Origin of the sequence: Acetobacter vaccinii (assembly GCF_008365315.1) — a bacterium.
GTDB classification, from domain to species: Bacteria; Pseudomonadota; Alphaproteobacteria; order Acetobacterales; family Acetobacteraceae; genus Acetobacter; species Acetobacter vaccinii.
In genome coordinates, this window is record NZ_CP043506.1 from 926059 (window position 1) to 942466 (window position 16408).

The window sequence follows — 16408 nt, forward strand, 5'->3', positions numbered from 1 at the left end:
CGACCGTACCCGGCAAAATGGGCCAACACTGGCAGATTTACGCCCCCGCCATGCAGCACAGGCAGGGCAGGCTCCGCCCCATGGGGCCTTATTTCCCCCTGTTGTGGGGTTTTGCCGACCCCGGACTTCTGCGATTTATGTTATAACAAATTGACCCCGCCATCACATTCTGGTTGCCATGCCGCTGTTCTCGTCCTCCTTCGCGCGCCGAAGCCTTGCCCTGCTGTGGGGCCACACCATGCCCACCGGCATCATGCACTGGCTGGGCCTGCGCTCCATCACCCTCGCCCCCGAACAGATTGCCATACGCGAGGGGCTGCGGGCGGGGGTGTCTGTAGGCAGTGTCATGGTGGTGGCCTGGGCGCTGGATATTCCCCTTATGGCCTGGTCGGCCTTTGCTGCCTTCTGGACATGTCTGGTGGACCCCGGTGGCAGGCTGGGTTTTCGCTTTAAAAGCCTGCTTCAGTTTGGTGTTGGGGGCACACTGGCGGCAGGGGTGCTGTCGGCCGCAGCGGGGCTGGGTACGGTGCCCGTGTTTGTGGGGCTGGGGGCGTGCATTTTCCTGTGCGGGTTAATACGCCAGCGCGGCCCCGTGCCTGCCCAGATCAGCGTTATGGTGGCAATCGTGTCCGTTGTGGCGGTCTGCTACCCGCAGACACCCTGGGGTGCGCTGCAACTGGCAGGCATGTTTGCCATGGGGGCCACCTGGGCGCTGGCCATCTGTATTCTGGCCTGGCCGGTGGACCCTTACGCCCCACGCAAGCAGGCCTGTGCCGCCATCCTGCGCGAACAGGCCCACATGATCGCCCGACTGCTGGAAACAGCCCGCCCCGGCCGCAACACCCGGTCGCACTATCAGGCCACCAGCGCCTACCGGCGCGACATCCGCAGCCGGATCGAGCAGAGCAGAGCCGCACTCGAACTGCTGGCCACAGGCGGCGTGGGCGCACAGGCCTATACGACCCTCGGCCCGGTGTTGGAGGCCTGCGACCAGATTTTTGTTGTCACACTGGCGTTTGAACACGCAGCCCTGGCCAGCCCCCCTGCCCCCCCGGCACGGCGCATTATCAAAGCACTGGCTGTTGCCCTGCACCGCACCGCGCGGGAAGTGGCGGCAGCGGAGCTTAACCCGGCCTTTCTTGACTTCAACATCAGCTTCCTCAACCGTGCCGGACAGTCGGGGGATGATGTTTTTGCCAAGGGTGCGCTGCTCTGTGCCCGGACATTCAGCGACCTCAAGGACGCATGGAGCACACCGCAGGACACAGGCCTTGTCCACGCCAGCCCTGTTGCCCAGCGCCCATCCCGCCGCCCCACACAGGTCTTTGTGCGCCATGCCATCCGCCTGACGCTGGCGGTTCTGGTGTCCTACGCCATCGCGCTGGCGTGCAGCCTGTCCTATGCCTACTGGGCTATGATGGCGGTTGTGGTGGTGGTGCAGCCCAGCATCAACAACACCCTGCCCCGTGCGATCGAACGTGTGGCGGGCAGTATTACGGGGGGGATCATGGCGGCCCTGATGGGTCTTGCCCTGCCGTCCTGGCTGCTGCTTCTGCTGGTCTTTCCGCTCTCGGCCGTCACCATTGCGTTCCGCAGCGTCAATTACACCATGTGCGTCATGTTCATGTCCCAGCTTTTTGTGGTGGTGACAGACCTGATCAGCAACACCCATGACTGGGACGTAGCCTTTGCCCGTATGCTCAACAACAGTATCGGCAGCATTATTGCGTTGCTGGCCTGTGTTCTGCTGTGGCCGGGCAGGCGGCCGCAATCGTTGCAGACCGCCACCGTGCAGGCATTTGAGGCCAATATTGACTACGCCCTGCTGGTGCTGGCCCCCACCAAGACCGGGTGGGACCGCATCAACCAGGCCCGCAGAAACGCAGGCACGCAGTCATCCCAGGCGGAAATCCTCTATCACAAAGCCTGTCTGGAAGGCTTCCGCCGTTCGGACATGCTCAACACCTGTGGGGAAATTCTGTTCCTGCTCCGCCAGCTTGCGGGCAACACCAGTGTCTGGTGGCTGGAACAGGCGGGTACTGCTGCGGGCACCACCGCACAGCACGCCCATTTTCATACCCGGCTGGCCCAACGCTACGCCAAAGCCCCGCAACGCTTTAGCCCCGAGGACGAAGGCACCCTGCCCGCCATGCTGGCTTTTCTCAAAACCGTGACGGTGGAAGAAGGGGCAGACCAACCTGAGCCTCCCCCCGTTGTAGCCAGCGCCACCCAACCCCGGACGGCACCGGGTCTGGGGGCCTGACAGCCCCCTCCCTACGGCCCTCTGACGCAAGGTATTAGTGTGGTACCAGTTCCTTTTGAGAACTGGCCGGTTCTTTCAGGCCGGAATACTGCATAACCCCAAAGGACATGGTCTGGTCTGGCGTTGGCAGTTGCCTGCTGTCCCAGCCACCGCCCAGAGCGCGGATAAGCCCCACGGTATTCTGCAACGCGCTGGCCTGCACCTGCACCTGGTCAATCCGGGCATCCAGCGTGTTAACCTGAGCAATCAGGGCGTCCAGATAGCTATCCGCCCCGCCTTTATAGAGGGTCATGGTCAGGGTCTGGGTTTTCAGCGCTGTTTCCACCGCCTGTTTCAGCCGCTCATTTTCAGCCCGCAGGCGTGATGTGCGCGACAGACCATCCTCCACATCGCGGAAAGCGGACAGAACAGTCGTGCGGTACTGGTCGCGTGTTTCACGATAAACAGACCAGGAGTCCTGCAACTGGGCGCGCCGCAGCCCCCCTTCAAACAACGGCAGCGAAGCCGAAGCCCCATACGACCACATGCTGTTGGCCAGATTGGCCAGGTTGAAGCCGTTGGAATCAAAACCGCCATTCGCATCAAAGAAAATATGCGGATAGAAGGCCGCCCGGGCAATGCCAATACCCCGGTTGGCCTCGGCCATCTGACGCTCGGCCACAGCAATATCGGGCCGCCGTTGCAGAATGTCGGAGGGAATACCCGTGGGGATCACAGGCTCGGCGTCCGACAGGTGATCAGCCGGTGCAATGTGGAAGTCGGAGGGCTGGGCGTTGACCAGCACCGCAACCGCATGCTCCATCACCTCGCGCTGGGCCTGCACGTCCAGCAGGTGTGCCTGGGTCATGTAAAGCTGGTTTTGTGCACGGGCGACATCAATGCCCGTGGCGTTCTGGTTTTTCAGCCGTGTCTGCGTCACATCCAGCGCCTGCTGGTAGTAATGGAGCGATTGCGTGTAAATGGCGCTCTGGGCGTCCAACCCCCGCAGGCCGAAGTAATCTGTCGCCAACTCAGCCTGTAGGCTCAGGCGGGCAGCCGCATACTGGGCTGCCTGCTCCTGTGCAAAGTATTTCTGTGTCCGCACCTTGTTACGGATGGAGGACCAGATGTCAGGCTCCCAGCTTGCCAGACCCGAGTAATACTCATCCGTTGCCGTGATCGCCCCTTTGTAGCGGAACAGCCTGTCGGCAGAGCTTTTGTTGTCGCTGGCCCCAAACGCCAGCCCGACATGGGGCAGCAGGGCAGAGCGCGCCTGCATGACAGCCGCGCGGGACTGGGTAAAGCGCTCCGCCGCCGCCTGCAGGTCGGCATTGTTGGCCGTCGCCTGTTCCTCCAACTGGTTCAGGGTCGGGTCACCAAAGAGCGTCCACCAGTCGGCATGCAGCGCAATGGTTGTGGGGGCTGCCTCGCGGAACAGACCCTGACCATGCCAGGTGGCAGGCACCACATACTGCGGCGGCTGATACCCCGGTGCCAGATCACAGGCACTCAGCGCCGTCAGGGCCAGCAGGACGGGAGCCGCCTTCCACCGCGACAGTTTTTTGAGGGTGGGGTGGGTCATTCCTCCTCCTCCTCCTCGTCATCACCGGCGGGGGTGCCGCCTTTTGCATGGGCTGTATCCAGATACCCTTTTTCAGGCTTTGTGGGCCGCACTGTCTGCCCGTCCAGCAGGTCGGCAGGCGGGTTGTTGATGATCCTATCCCCTGGGACCACACCAGCACTGACCTCGGTATAGGCATCGGCCATGCGGCCCACGGTAATGTTACGGTAGTGGGCGACATCATGCCCATCAACCACAGCCACCTGCATACCGTGTTCCTGAAACACCAATGCCCCTGTGGGCACAGTATAAACACCCTTGTCCGCCGGTGCTGTCAGAGTGACCGAGGCAAAGCTGCCGGGCCAGAGCTTCTGGTCAGCATTGTCAATGGAAAATTCGGTCACCACTGTGCGGGTATTGGGGTCAAACCCTTTAGCAATGGTCAGAAACTTTGCAATAAACACCTTGTCAGGAAACTGCGGCACAACAACCCGCGCCACCAGCCCCGGCTTGAGGATGGAGGAAAATGTTTCCGGCACAGACACAAACAGACGCATGGCATGCGTGTCAGCCACAGTAAACAGCTCGCTACTGGTGCCATTGGCGTTCATGTTGCCGCTGCCCGCACCCACGTAATCACCGACGTTGATGTTACGAGAAATCACAACACCATCAAACGGCGCCTCAATAGTTTTGAACTGCACCTGTGCGCCAATCTGATCCACCTTGTGCTGGGCCGCTTCCAGCTCTGCGTGGGAGGATTTTTCATTCGCGTTCTGCACCGACACAGACTGCCCGGACACCGCCTGCGACTGCCCCATGGACCGCCAGCGTGTGGCGGTAATGGAGGCCAGACCATATTTGGCCTGCGCCACCTTAAGGTCTGCCTGTGCCTGAGCATACTCTGCGTCCAGCCTTGGGGTTTTCAGCTCTGCCAGAACATCACCCTTTTTGACCTGCGCGCCGTAATCCCGGTACCACATTTTAACGTAGCCCGATGCCTGGGCATAAATCGGGGCTTCGTACCAGGCACTGATCGTGCCTGGTAGCGTCATGGACAGGGTGTCGGGCGCAGGCTTGGGCTGCACGACCGCCACATCAGGCACGGCGGCATAGCTGGCCGTTTCCTGAATATGCACGGCGTTGCGTGCGCGTTGGACCAGCAGGTAGCCAATATCAGCCACCATGACCGTAACAACCAGAATAACGAAGATTCTGCCTTTGCGAGAGAAGGACATCAGACAGCCTCCTGCCGGGTTGCGTCACCCTTGGGGGATGCGTGTTCCGGGCGATGATGAAAAATAGCGTAAACACAAGGGACAAACAGCAAGGTAGAAACCGTGGCCACGATAAGACCCCCGATAACAGCCTTACCCAGCGGTGCATTTTGCGAATTGCTGATAGCCATGGGTACCATGCCAATAACCATGGCCGATGCTGTCATGATAACGGGGCGGATACGACCAAACCCGGCCTCGACCGCGGCCGCTATGGCACTGCCATGCACCGCAAACCGCTCCTTGGCAAAAGCAACAATCAGGATCGAGTTTGCCGTCGCTGTGCCCATGCACATGATAGCCCCTGTCAGCGCAGGCACGGACAGCCGCGTCTGGGTCAGGAACAGGCTCCAGGCAATGCCCGCCAGCGCACCCGGCAGGGCCGAGACAATAATGAACGGGTCCACCCAGGACTGAAAGTTGATGACGATAAGCATGTAAATCAGAAGGATCGAGACAGCCAGACCGACCACAAGCTCCACATAGGCACCATGCATGGTGGTTGCCTGCCCACGAATATCCACCACAGCGCCGCGTGGCACATCGGCGCTGGTCGCCGCCACAACCCCATTCACTTTCGACAGCACAGAGCCAAGGTCGGAATATTCTGTCGATACGTAAACATCAATTTCAGGCATGGAGTTGTAATGAGAAACCTCACCCGGTGTGCCTGTAGGTATAACCGAGCTGATGCTGCCCAGAAGCTGCATATCCTTGCCATTGGGGTCGTTATCACCCTTGTCGACAGGGATGGTCAGCAGATTGTTGTAGTGGGTGAGCTGATCCTGCGAGACATAGACGTTCAGCGGGAAAGTAATCCCCGTTTTGGGATCCAGCCAGTACTGGGGGTCCACTGTCTGACTGCCTGACAGGGTCATGAGTTCGTTATTGGCAATATCACCTTCCGTCATGCCAGTTGCCTGGCTGAATGTGCGGTTGCCCTGCACAAACAAGGTCGGGGTTTCCATGGTCTGCTGGATCACGGTATCCACCGCACCGGGGATGGTGCGCAGGCGGTTGACCAGCTTGCGCGCATACTCGTAGTTGGCGCGGATATCGGGGCCGGAAATCTGCACGTCAATCGGCGCGGGTGAGCCAAAGTTGAGGATTTTTTCTGTCAGGTCAGCAGGCTGGAAGGTAAAAACCGTGCCGGGGAAAGCCGCCGACAGATCACGCCGCAGGATGGCGCGATAATCCCACACAGGCGACATGTCATCCTTGAGCGAGATGGTCAGGTCGCAGTCCTGCGTGCCAACGGTCGGGGTGGGGATAAAAGCCTGGTTATGCGGCCCTTCGGGCAGGCCACAGTTGTTGATAATGCCCTCTACTTTACCATGCAGGATATTTTCTATCCGGTCATCAACCAGAGTGACAATACGGCCTGTGGTTTCAATACGGGTGCCCAGAGGCGCGCGCATGTGCATCTGCAACATGCCCGATTTCACCTCGGGGAAGAAATCCTGCCCGGTAAAGGCGAACAAGCCCAGAGACAGCAGGGACAGACCCAGAAAGACGGTTGCAAAGCGCCGCCGGTTATTGACCAGTTTTTCCAGAAGCTGGCCGTAGTTCTTACGGAAAATGTGAAAGCCGTGCTCAAAGCGGTTCTGAAAGCGGCCAAAAACACCTTTGGGCAGCGCCTGATGTTCGTCCCCATGCTGACCGGGGTGGACCTGCCCTGCGAGCAGATACTTGGCCATGGTCGGCACCAGCGTGCGTGACAGAATGAACGAAGCCAGCATGGCAAACACAATGGCTTCCGCCATGGGCATAAACAGCCAGCCAGCAACACCACTCAGCCTGAAAAGAGGTGTCCACACCACGCAGATGCACAAGGTTGAGACAAATGTTGGAATAACAATCTGGTTTGCCGCATCAATAATAGCGGTTTCCAGGTCTTTACCCATTTCAAGGTGGGCGTCGATATTTTCGATCATCACCGTGGCATCATCGACCAGAATACCAACAGCCAGCGCCAACCCCCCCAATGTCATGACATTGATGGTCTGACCCGACAGCAGCAGGCAGATAATGGCGGAGAGAATGCACAGGGGAATGGAGGTGGCAATAATAACCGTGGCCCGCCATGAGCCAAGGAACAGCAGCACGACAAGGCCTGTCAGGGCGGCGGCTGTCACCATTTCACGCACAACGTCGGTAATGGCATCTTTCACGAAAATGGAGGCGTCACTCAGGATGGAAATATGCACATCAGGCGGCACAAGCTGCTGGATACGCGGCAGCAGTTCCTTGGTGCGTGCAACAACATCGAGTGTTGAAGCATCACCACTTTTCATCACCACCACTTCCACACCCTGGCGGCCCTTGACCACGACAAGGTTGGTTTGCGGGTGGCCACCACGGTACACATTGGCCACGTCGTGCACATAAATGACCGAGTTACCAACACGTTTAACAGGGATATCCCCCAGCTCCTTCATGGAGCGTGGTGTTGCGTTGGTCTGCACCATCCAGTCAGTGCGGTCTATTTTCTGATCGCCTGCAGGCAGCACGATGTTCTGCTTGCGCAGGGCATTCTGCACGTCCATGGCAGACAGGTGGTGGGCCTGAAGCTGCTTCTGGTTCAATGCCACCATGATAAAGCTGTCCATGCCCCCATACGGGTGGGGCAGCACAGACCCCGGCACCGTTACCAGAATGGGGCGGATGCGGGTCATGGCAATTTTGTAAAGGTCAGACGGTGTCTGCTTGTCTGACGTAATCTGCAACGAGAGAACCGGGACGGACGATGCATCCAGCCGCATGACCATGGGGGCTGGAATATTGTCCGGCAACTGCTTGATAACGGTCTGGGAAATAGCTGTGACTTCGGCCTCAGCCTCACCAATATCCGTTCCGGGCTGGAAGTAGATATTGACGATACTGCGGCCGTAGTAGGAGCTGCTTTCCATATGCTCGATCCCCTCCACAGTGGAGGTGACGGCAAGCTCATAGTTATAGGTGATTCGTCCGGCTACTTCCTCCGGCAGCATGCCACCGTATGTCCAGACAACGGACACGACGGGTATCTTGATGTTAGGAAATACGTCGGTTGGCGCGCGCAGTACTGAAAACACGCCAAACACGAGGATAAGCAGTGAAAGGACCACAAAGGTGTAAGGCCGTTTCAGCGCGGTTATGACAATTGCATTCATGCCTTCCCAATTCTCTACAGGTCGTGGTCGGGATCAGCCTCAGAGATACGGGTTATTTCATTCAAAAATCTGTTAGATAAATTTTTAATGATATAAAAATTAAATTAATAACCAGATGCGGAACACCTGTCCCTTGCGAAAAATCACTACAGACCCGACCTTATTTTCCGCATAAGTCTTTGCTGTACAAACAAACTCTCACCCAGACACAACACATGCCCCCTGCGCGGCAAGCGCTGGACAAGAGCATTGATACAGTTGGTCGGACTGTGTAAGGCTTAAGCAGCGTAAGAGGGGATAACGCAGGGCAGGCACTTTCCCGCCCTCAAAATGAGACTCTTGGAGTGTTTCCTTATTTTTAAATGTTATTTTAGAAATTTGAGTCTGCACTATAAAAATTCAGACTCCATGCCGTGCTCAAAAAATCTTTTTTGAGATGAAGTATTTTTTAGTTTTCATATTATTTCTGAATTTAACTTCCAGAACATATTTTTCAGAGCAAGATGATCCTGCAACAACAAAGAGCGCGGAAGGCTGGGCAATGCCCCTTCCACGCTCTTTGTTTTTCCAACTCTCCCTCTTAGGGAGAGGTTTTTATCTCAAATCATAAGGCAATGGTTGATAACCGCCGCCCTCATCCTTAACGATAAACAAGCCCGCCATCCGTAATAATGGACTGGCCAGTAATATAGTCGGAATCCCCTCTGGCCAGAAAAGAGACCAGAGCGGCAACATCTTCTGGTGTTTCCGGGCGACCAAGGGCTATGCCGTCAGCATATTTTTTATAGGTTGCCCCCAGCGGCACACCTGTCAGGTCGGAAAAACGACGATCAATTTCCACCCACATATCTGTGCCCACAATGCCAGGGCAATAAGCGTTTACAGTAATGCCATGGCTGGCATATTCCTTGGCCGCTGCCTGTGTCAGGCCACGCACGGCAAATTTTGTGGCGGAATACACACCAAGCATTGCAAACCCGTCATGCCCGGCAATGGACGACGCATTGATAATCTTGCCCTTGCACCCAAGAGTCTTGAATTTTTCCGCCGCGACCTGAATCCCCCACAACACCCCTTGCAGGTTGATATGCAGGATACGGCTGACATCCTCAGGGCTGACATCGGCAATAGGGCCAACAAGGGCAATCCCTGCATTGTTGACCATGACATCAAACCTGCCGAGGGTTGCCGCCGTATGGTCAACCGCCGCCTGCACGTCATCCCGGTTGCCAACATCGGCCCGATATGTCGTTACCTTGCGGCCCAGCGCTTTGACCTCGCCCGCAACTTTTTCCATCCGTTCGACATTGATATCGACAATGGCAATATCCGCGCCGTCCTGTGCCAGACGCAGGGCAATGCCCCGGCCAATACCCTGACCAGCACCTGTTACAAGTGCGACTTTTCCAGCTAAAGGCATGGTTTTATTATCCTTTTTGCATCAGCCAGCATCTGGCCCTGAACGACGTTGATAGTCTGTTACTGACCAACGGCCTCGGCAAGGCGGGCGTTTACATCAGCACTTTTTTCCATCTGCGGCATATGGCCTGTCTGGGGCAGCAGGGTTACGCCGATATGGTCTGGCAGGTTCTGGGCGTCCTTGGGGCTCAGAATCTCATCATCCTCACCCCAGATCACATGTGCCGGGCCTGTAAAGCCTTCCAACACGCTGCGCAGGTTGTCCTTCTGGGCACCATGGTCAAAGCTGGCGCGGGCAATGGTGGTCAACCCGGCAACGGCCCCATCCAGACGCTTGAAGCGGATAATCCCTTCCACCATCTGGCGCGAAATCAGGCCCTTGTCATGCACCAGCATCTGCAACACTGGCTCCAGCGTCTTGCGCCGGTCAGCGGTAATAAAGCCGTCAATAAACGCCATGCTGACAGGCCCGCCCAGCCCTGCCGGGGCTACCAGTGTCAGGGACGCAATCCGGTCGGGCACGGCCTTGGTCAGTTCCAGCGCAATGGCGGCCCCTAGTGAGTGAGCAGCCACATGCACCCGGCCAACCCCGAGCGTGTCCAGCAGTTCCCGCGTGATGGCAGCCAGAGTAGCGGGGGAGCCATCACCCACATCCTTGCTGGATTCACCATGACCGGGAAGGTCAAAGGCTATGACGCGGGTTTTGTCAGCCAGTGCCCCCTGGTTCATCATCCAATTTGTCAGGTCACCGCCAAAGCCGTGAATGAACAGTAAGGGGTCACCTTCCTTACCCGTAGCGCCCGTGTCCTGCACACGCAGGCTACGCGCGCCCACTTCGACCAGGTGGGGCTCTGCCTCGCTGCTGTCTTCTCCCGCCTGCGTTTCTGCCGCGCTGTCCTGAAAACTGGCGATAAAACTGTCAATATCCGTCTCGGGCACGCTTTCTTCGGCCAGAACACCGATCAGCGCGCCTACGGGCAGTGTTTCACCCGCTGGGGCCAGTTGCCGGCGCAGGGTGCCTGCGGCGGGGCTTTCATACACATTGGTGATTTTTGTGGTTTCAATCTCGGCCAGTTCCTGCCCTTGCGAGACCGCCTGCCCCGGTTGTGCCAGCCACCCGGCCAGCTTGCCTTCGGTCATGGCCAGACCGAATTTCGGCATGGTGATGGGGGTAATCGTGCCAGACATTCCTCAGGCCTCCTGCTTTGCTTTGTAACCCATAACCGAACGGACCGCGGCTTCAATCTTGGCGGCGTCGGGCATGTAGAGCTGTTCAAGATTGGTGGCAAAAGGCACCGGCGTGTGCGGCGGTGTTACGCGGAGGGTGGGGGCTTTGAGGGCATCAAACGCCTCCTCCGCCACAAGGGCTGCAATATCAGTGGCCATGTTGCAGCGTGGGCTGGATTCGTCCACCACCACAAGGCGGCCCGTTTCGGCCACGCAGTCTAGAATGGTGCCGCTGTCCAGCGGGGATGTCGTGCGCGGGTCGATAACTGTGCAGGTAATACCGTCTTTTTCCAACCTGTCTGCCGCCTGATTGGCAAAGTTGACCATGCGGCCAAAGGCGACAATGGTGACATCATCCCCTTCACGCGTCAGGTTCGCCTCACCAAACGGGATGGTATAGAGTTCGTCGGGGACTTCGTCCTCGTCATCATACATGACCTTGTTTTCAAGAAAGATCACAGGGTCATCATCCCGGATTGCCTCGACCAGCAGCCCCTTGGCCTCGTAGGCAGAGGACGGGATAACCACCTTCAGGCCCGGAATATGGGTAAACAGCGGATACAGCGCCTGGCTATGCTGGGCCGCGGCTGAAAAACCTGCGCCATACATGGCCCGTATCACAAGCGGTGTGCGGGCCTTGCCGCCAAACATATAGCGGAACTTGGCAGCCTGGTTCATGATCTGGTCGAGACAACAGCCGACAAAATCAATAAACATCAGTTCGGCCACAGGGCGCAGTCCGGTTGCCGCCGCACCAGCAGCAGCCCCGATGTAGGAGGCCTCACTGATAGGGGTATCCAGCACCCGGTCTGGACCGAACTCCGTATAAAGCCCTTTGGTCACACCCAGCACGCCGCCCCAGGCATCGGTTGTGCCGGAGCTGCCACCCTGACCGCCTGCAACGTCCTCACCCATCAGGATCACGCGCGGGTCGCGGCGCATTTCCTGGCGCAGGGCCTCGTTAATGGCCTGACGGAAACTTTTCCTGGACATATTGCCTTACTCCCTTTGCCCGATCGGTCAGTATGTTACGTAAACATCAGCGTGCAGGTCCTCGGGCTCCGGTATGGGAGCAGCCTTGGCGCTCAGCACTGCGGCATCAATTTCCGCCCGTACACTTGTGTCGATGTCATCAAGATCAGCCTCTTCCAGCAGGCTGACTTCCGTCACCCGGTTGCGGAAAAGGTTCAGGCAGTCCTTGTCCCGGCGCAGGGCAGCAACTTCACCATTGGCACGGTAGGTCATGGCGTCGCCTTCAAAATGCCCGTACCAGCGGGCAAGATGCACATGCACCATGGCGGGACCCTTGCCAGAACGCGCATGGGCTATGGCCTCACCCGCTGTTTCATAGACCGAGAAAAAGTCCGTTCCGTCACACTCAAAATACGGCATGCCAAAACCCTTGGCCCGGTCTTTCTGTGTGCCCGCACAGGCGTAGGACGCACCCGTGGCCTCGCCATAGCCGTTGTCTTCAACCACAAAAACTGCGGGCAGTTTCCAAACAGTTGCCAGATTGAGGCTTTCGAGCGTGCTGCCTTCGTTTGAGGCACCATCACCAAAAAAAGCGACAGCGACGCCGTTATCTTTCAGCAGTTTATGCGACAGGGCAGCCCCGCAGATCAGCGGCGGCCCGCCCCCGACAATGCCATTGGCCCCCAGCATGCCCAGCGACAGGTCAGCAATATGCATGGACCCGCCCTTGCCACGGCAAACACCAGTACGCCGCCCATAGATTTCAGCCATCATGCCATCAACACCCACGCCCTTGGCAATGCAGTGACCGTGGCCGCGATGGGTGCTGGCAATGGTGTCGGTGTCGCTCAGATGGGCGCAGACACCCACGCCGGAGGCTTCCTCACCACAATAAAGGTGGACAAATCCGGGTATTTCCCCGGTTGCGAATTCAACATGCAACCGTTCTTCAAAATCACGGATGGTACGCATGGCGCGATAGGAGCGCAAAAGGATGTCTCGTGCGATCTGCATTGCTTGGGTTCCCCGGACCTGTGCCGCCTGGGCGTGTTGATTTTCCCGTTTCCCGGGCTGCGAATGTCAGGTTCTGATACGGCCCACGCCGTGCCCGACAAGGCGACAACACCCCTTCCGCCCCCCTGGCGTAAAGCCCGGCATGGCGGCCTGTCACATCCATGTGACAGGCGATGTGGCAAAGTGTCGCATATTTGGCGCGGGTGATGCGTTAAGCTCTCGTAAAAGGGGGGACCATGGCTTCAGAACCGCTTTGTCATCAGATGCTGGCAACCGTACCAAGCCGCCTGCATGAATCGTGGATACGCTGCGCCCAGACGTATCAGCTCAACGCCAGTGGCGAGGGGATGGACGATCTGCTGTGCTCGGCCGAACTGCGGCAGGCCCGTGAAAGAATGGGCGTTGTCATGAAAATTTCCGATCCGGAACTGGATCGGCTGCATGGCATTGTTTCAACACTGGATTATACCGTGCTGCTGGCCAACCCGCAGGGCGTTGTGGTGTCGCGGCGGGGCAACCCCCCGTTTGAAAAAGGGTGCAGGCGCTGGAACCTGTGGCCCGGTGCCCGCTGGTCGGAGGCCGAGGCAGGCACCAATGGTGTGGGCACCAGCCTGACCGAGCAGAAACCCGTAACCGTACACATGGACCAGCACTGGCGGCGAGGGCTGCGCTACCTGACATGCTCGGCTGTGCCCTTTTACGGCCCTGACGGGCAGGTGGCTGGCGCGCTTGATGTCAGCTCCACCCGGCCAGACCCCACCGGGCGGGTCGCCACCATGATGGAAGCCGTGCTGATAGATGCCGCCCGCAGGCTGGAACGACGGAGCTTTCTGGAGGCATTCCACAAACGTACTGTGGTCATGCTGGGAGAAAGCACCGATATTTCGCTCCCCATGGTCGCACTGGACGAATCGCGCGTGATTGTGGGAGCCACCTACGCCGCCCGCATGGCCCTTGGCCTGCCCGATGGGGATATGTCGGGCGTCTGCTTTGACCTTGGGGCAGGTACAGCCGGTGTGCCAGACTTTCGTGAGGCCGAACGCGCCGTGATCGAAGGGGCACTGGCCATGTCCCAGGGCAAGATTGCCCCTGCCGCCCGCCTGCTGGGCATCAGCCGTTCCACCATGCACCGCAAGATACGCGCCATGAATGCAACCCCCACCTCCACGGCAGGCACCGCCAGCCCCATAGAGGCGTGACAGGAACATTCAGACGCCCGAACGCGCCCAAGCTGCTATACAGGCGGGTATGACAGCCTGAAGGACGATGATGATGACAGCCCATCTGCCACGCCTGAACCGGCGGGCCTTTCTGGCGGCCGCAGCCGCCCTGCCCGTGGCGGGCCGCGCCCATGCCGCCCAGCCAGCCCTGTCGGTTGTAACGCAGGCCCCTTTTATGGTCAGCGGTGTGGCCGTCGCACAGGATGAAACGGTTTTTCTGGGCATGCCCCGCTTTGCCGGTATGGACAACACCTACTCGGTTGCGCGGGTGCGGCATGAGGGCACGCCCAAGGCTTTTCCCGGCGGGGCATGGAACGCCTGGCGCCCCGGCCAGGACGGAACTGCCGCCTTTGTCATGGTCAATGCTGTCCATATCTTTGGGGACAATACCCTGTGGGTGGTCGATCAGGGTGCCCCACCGGGGCAGACACCCCAGCCCGGCGCGCAGAAACTGGTGCAAATCGGCATCCGTAACGGGCAGATCCTGCGGGTGCTGACCTTTCCCGACAGCATCATGCCCCCTGGTGCCCAGTTCAACGACCTGCGGTTGCTTGGGGACCTGCTGTTTATTACCGACAGCGGTCTGGGGGGGATTATCATCCACAACCTCAAGACCGGTCACACCCTGCGCCGCCTGTCCGGCCAAGGTATCATGCGCAATGACAACGCCCACCTGCACAAGGGCAATGGCGGGCGGATTCTGCGCGACGTTAACGGCACCCGCCCACAGGTGCAGAGCGACCAGCTTGAAATAGACCCCACCGGCCGCTGGCTGTATTTTTCAGTTCCCGCAGGACCGTTGAAAAAAGTCTGGATCGCGGACCTGCTGGACCCCACCCTGTCCGATACCGCTGTGGCCCAAAGGGTGCGACTGGTGGCCGATATTCCCTCCATCGGCGGCACATGCATCGACACGCGGGGCAATATCTATCTGGCCGATGCCGAACACAGCCGCATCGTAGTGCTGGCCCCCGACAACCGGCGGGAAACCCTGGTGCAGGATCACAGGCTGCTCTCGCCCGATGCCCTGTTCATTGACCGCGCCCGCAGGCTCTACATCCCCTGCCCACAGATCGAGCGCCTGCCCATGTTCAACAACGGGGTCATGTCTGCTCGCGCACCCTTTTTTGTGCTGTCCATGCCCCTGCCCGACCAGATCCGTGGGATACCACTGGGCAACGCGGTGGAAGGATAAGACCCATGCGCCGCTACCCCACCCTATACGCCCTTGCCTGTGGTCTGGCCCTATGGGCCTGCACACCGCCACTGCATGCTGCCACCACACCTGACACACAGCCCCCCGCCTATGGGCCGCAGCTTGAAGGGTTTGACTACCCCTGGCCTGTGCAGACCTACAGGTTTACATCCCAGCGCCAAACGCTGGACATGGCCTATCTGGACGTGCCAGCCCAGCACCCCAACGGGCAGGTTGCTGTGTTGCTGCACGGCAAAAACTTCTGCGCCGCCACGTGGGAAGGCACTATTCAAGCCCTAAGCGCCCATGGGTATCGGGTTATCGCCCCCGATCAGGTGGGGTTTTGCAAATCCAGCAAACCACAGTCCTATCAGTTCAGTTTTACACAACTGGCCCGGAACACCCACGACCTGCTGCACCACCTTGGCGTGGACAAGGCCATTATCATCGGCCATTCCACCGGCGGTATGCTGGCTGTGCGCTATGCGTTGATGTACCCCACGGACACAGCACGCCTTGTGCTGGTTGACCCGATCGGGCTGGAAGACTGGCTGGCCAAAGGTGTGCCCTACCGCACTGTCGATGAGTGGTACGCCCGCGAACGCGGAAAAACTGCCGACCAGATCAGAACTTATGAAAAAAAATTCTATTATGGAGACACCTGGCGGCCTGAGTATGAAAAATGGGTGCAGATGCTGGCGGGCATGTACAGGGGCGGAGGCAGTGACCAGGTCGCCTGGAACTCCGCCCTGCTCTACGACATGATCCTGACCCAACCGGTTGTCCACAACCTGCCCGACCTGAAGGTGCCAACCCTGCTGATTATCGGAGACAAGGACAAGACAGCCATTGGCTCCGACTCAGCTCCCCCAGCCGTGCGGGCGCAACTGGGCCATTACCCCACTCTGGGCAAAGCGGCTGCGGCAGCCATCCCGAACGCCCAGTTGATTGAATTCCCTACCCTTGGGCATTCCCCCCAGATGCAAGACCCCGATGCATTCCATGCGGCCCTGCTGGGCTGGCTGGACCCAGAGAGTATTTCAAAAGACCACTCCCGCAATACACCTTAAAAGCCAAAGCATTTTTGGTTATTCTTTTGATGAAAATTTTAAAAGACCATCGCCTTTTT

11 protein-coding genes are annotated in these 16408 nt (G+C 58.7%); 4 read left to right on the top strand and 7 right to left on the bottom strand.

The features are described from left to right. Positions 1–178 precede the first annotated feature (178 nt). Positions 179–2263, top strand: a complete 2085-nt coding sequence (locus tag FLP30_RS04090) for an FUSC family protein (protein ID WP_149278700.1) — start codon at positions 179–181, stop codon at positions 2261–2263. Positions 2264–2297: 34 nt separating this feature from the next. Here the strand turns inward: FLP30_RS04090 and FLP30_RS04095 are convergent, their stop codons facing one another. The 7 genes from FLP30_RS04095 to FLP30_RS04125 form a co-directional block, all read right to left on the bottom strand. Continuing rightward, entirely contained in the window at positions 2298–3824 is a 1527-nt protein-coding gene (locus FLP30_RS04095; RefSeq protein WP_149278701.1) for an efflux transporter outer membrane subunit, read from the bottom strand. Further along, on the bottom strand, positions 3821–5041 hold the full coding sequence (locus tag FLP30_RS04100) for an efflux RND transporter periplasmic adaptor subunit (protein ID WP_149278702.1): 1221 nt from the start codon (positions 5039–5041) through the stop codon (positions 3821–3823). Before FLP30_RS04100 ends, FLP30_RS04095 begins: the two co-directional genes overlap by 4 nt. Then, the gene (locus FLP30_RS04105) at positions 5041–8232 is read right to left on the bottom strand and encodes an efflux RND transporter permease subunit (protein WP_149278703.1); all 3192 of its coding nucleotides are present in this window, start codon (positions 8230–8232) and stop codon (positions 5041–5043) included. The genes FLP30_RS04100 and FLP30_RS04105 overlap by 1 nt, the downstream gene beginning before the upstream one ends. A 640-nt stretch (positions 8233–8872) precedes the next feature. Next, entirely contained in the window at positions 8873–9652 is a 780-nt protein-coding gene (locus tag FLP30_RS04110) for an acetoin reductase (RefSeq protein ID WP_149278704.1), read from the bottom strand. A gap of 59 nt (positions 9653–9711) precedes the next feature. Beyond that, positions 9712–10839 carry an acetoin dehydrogenase dihydrolipoyllysine-residue acetyltransferase subunit gene (locus tag FLP30_RS04115; RefSeq protein WP_149278705.1) on the bottom strand — a complete coding sequence of 376 codons (1128 nt, stop codon included), beginning with the start codon at positions 10837–10839 and terminating at the stop codon, positions 9712–9714. Between the two features lie 3 nt (positions 10840–10842). Further along, positions 10843–11871 carry an alpha-ketoacid dehydrogenase subunit beta gene (locus FLP30_RS04120; protein ID WP_149278706.1) on the bottom strand — a complete coding sequence of 343 codons (1029 nt, stop codon included), beginning with the start codon at positions 11869–11871 and terminating at the stop codon, positions 10843–10845. 27 nt (positions 11872–11898) lie between these two features. After that, positions 11899–12864 (bottom strand): thiamine pyrophosphate-dependent dehydrogenase E1 component subunit alpha, encoded by a 966-nt coding sequence (locus FLP30_RS04125; protein ID WP_149278707.1) that lies wholly within the window; start codon positions 12862–12864, stop codon positions 11899–11901. Between the two features lie 236 nt (positions 12865–13100). Between FLP30_RS04125 and FLP30_RS04130 the strand changes: the two genes are divergently transcribed. From FLP30_RS04130 to FLP30_RS04140, 3 genes are all read left to right on the top strand, one after another. Continuing rightward, positions 13101–14063 (top strand): helix-turn-helix domain-containing protein, encoded by a 963-nt coding sequence (locus FLP30_RS04130; protein WP_149278708.1) that lies wholly within the window; start codon positions 13101–13103, stop codon positions 14061–14063. Between the two features lie 67 nt (positions 14064–14130). Beyond that, entirely contained in the window at positions 14131–15279 is a 1149-nt protein-coding gene (locus FLP30_RS04135; protein WP_246856589.1) for an L-dopachrome tautomerase-related protein, read from the top strand. A gap of 5 nt (positions 15280–15284) precedes the next feature. After that, positions 15285–16349, top strand: coding sequence for an alpha/beta fold hydrolase (locus tag FLP30_RS04140; protein WP_149278709.1), 1065 nt, complete (start codon positions 15285–15287; stop codon positions 16347–16349). Positions 16350–16408: the final 59 nt, after the last annotated feature.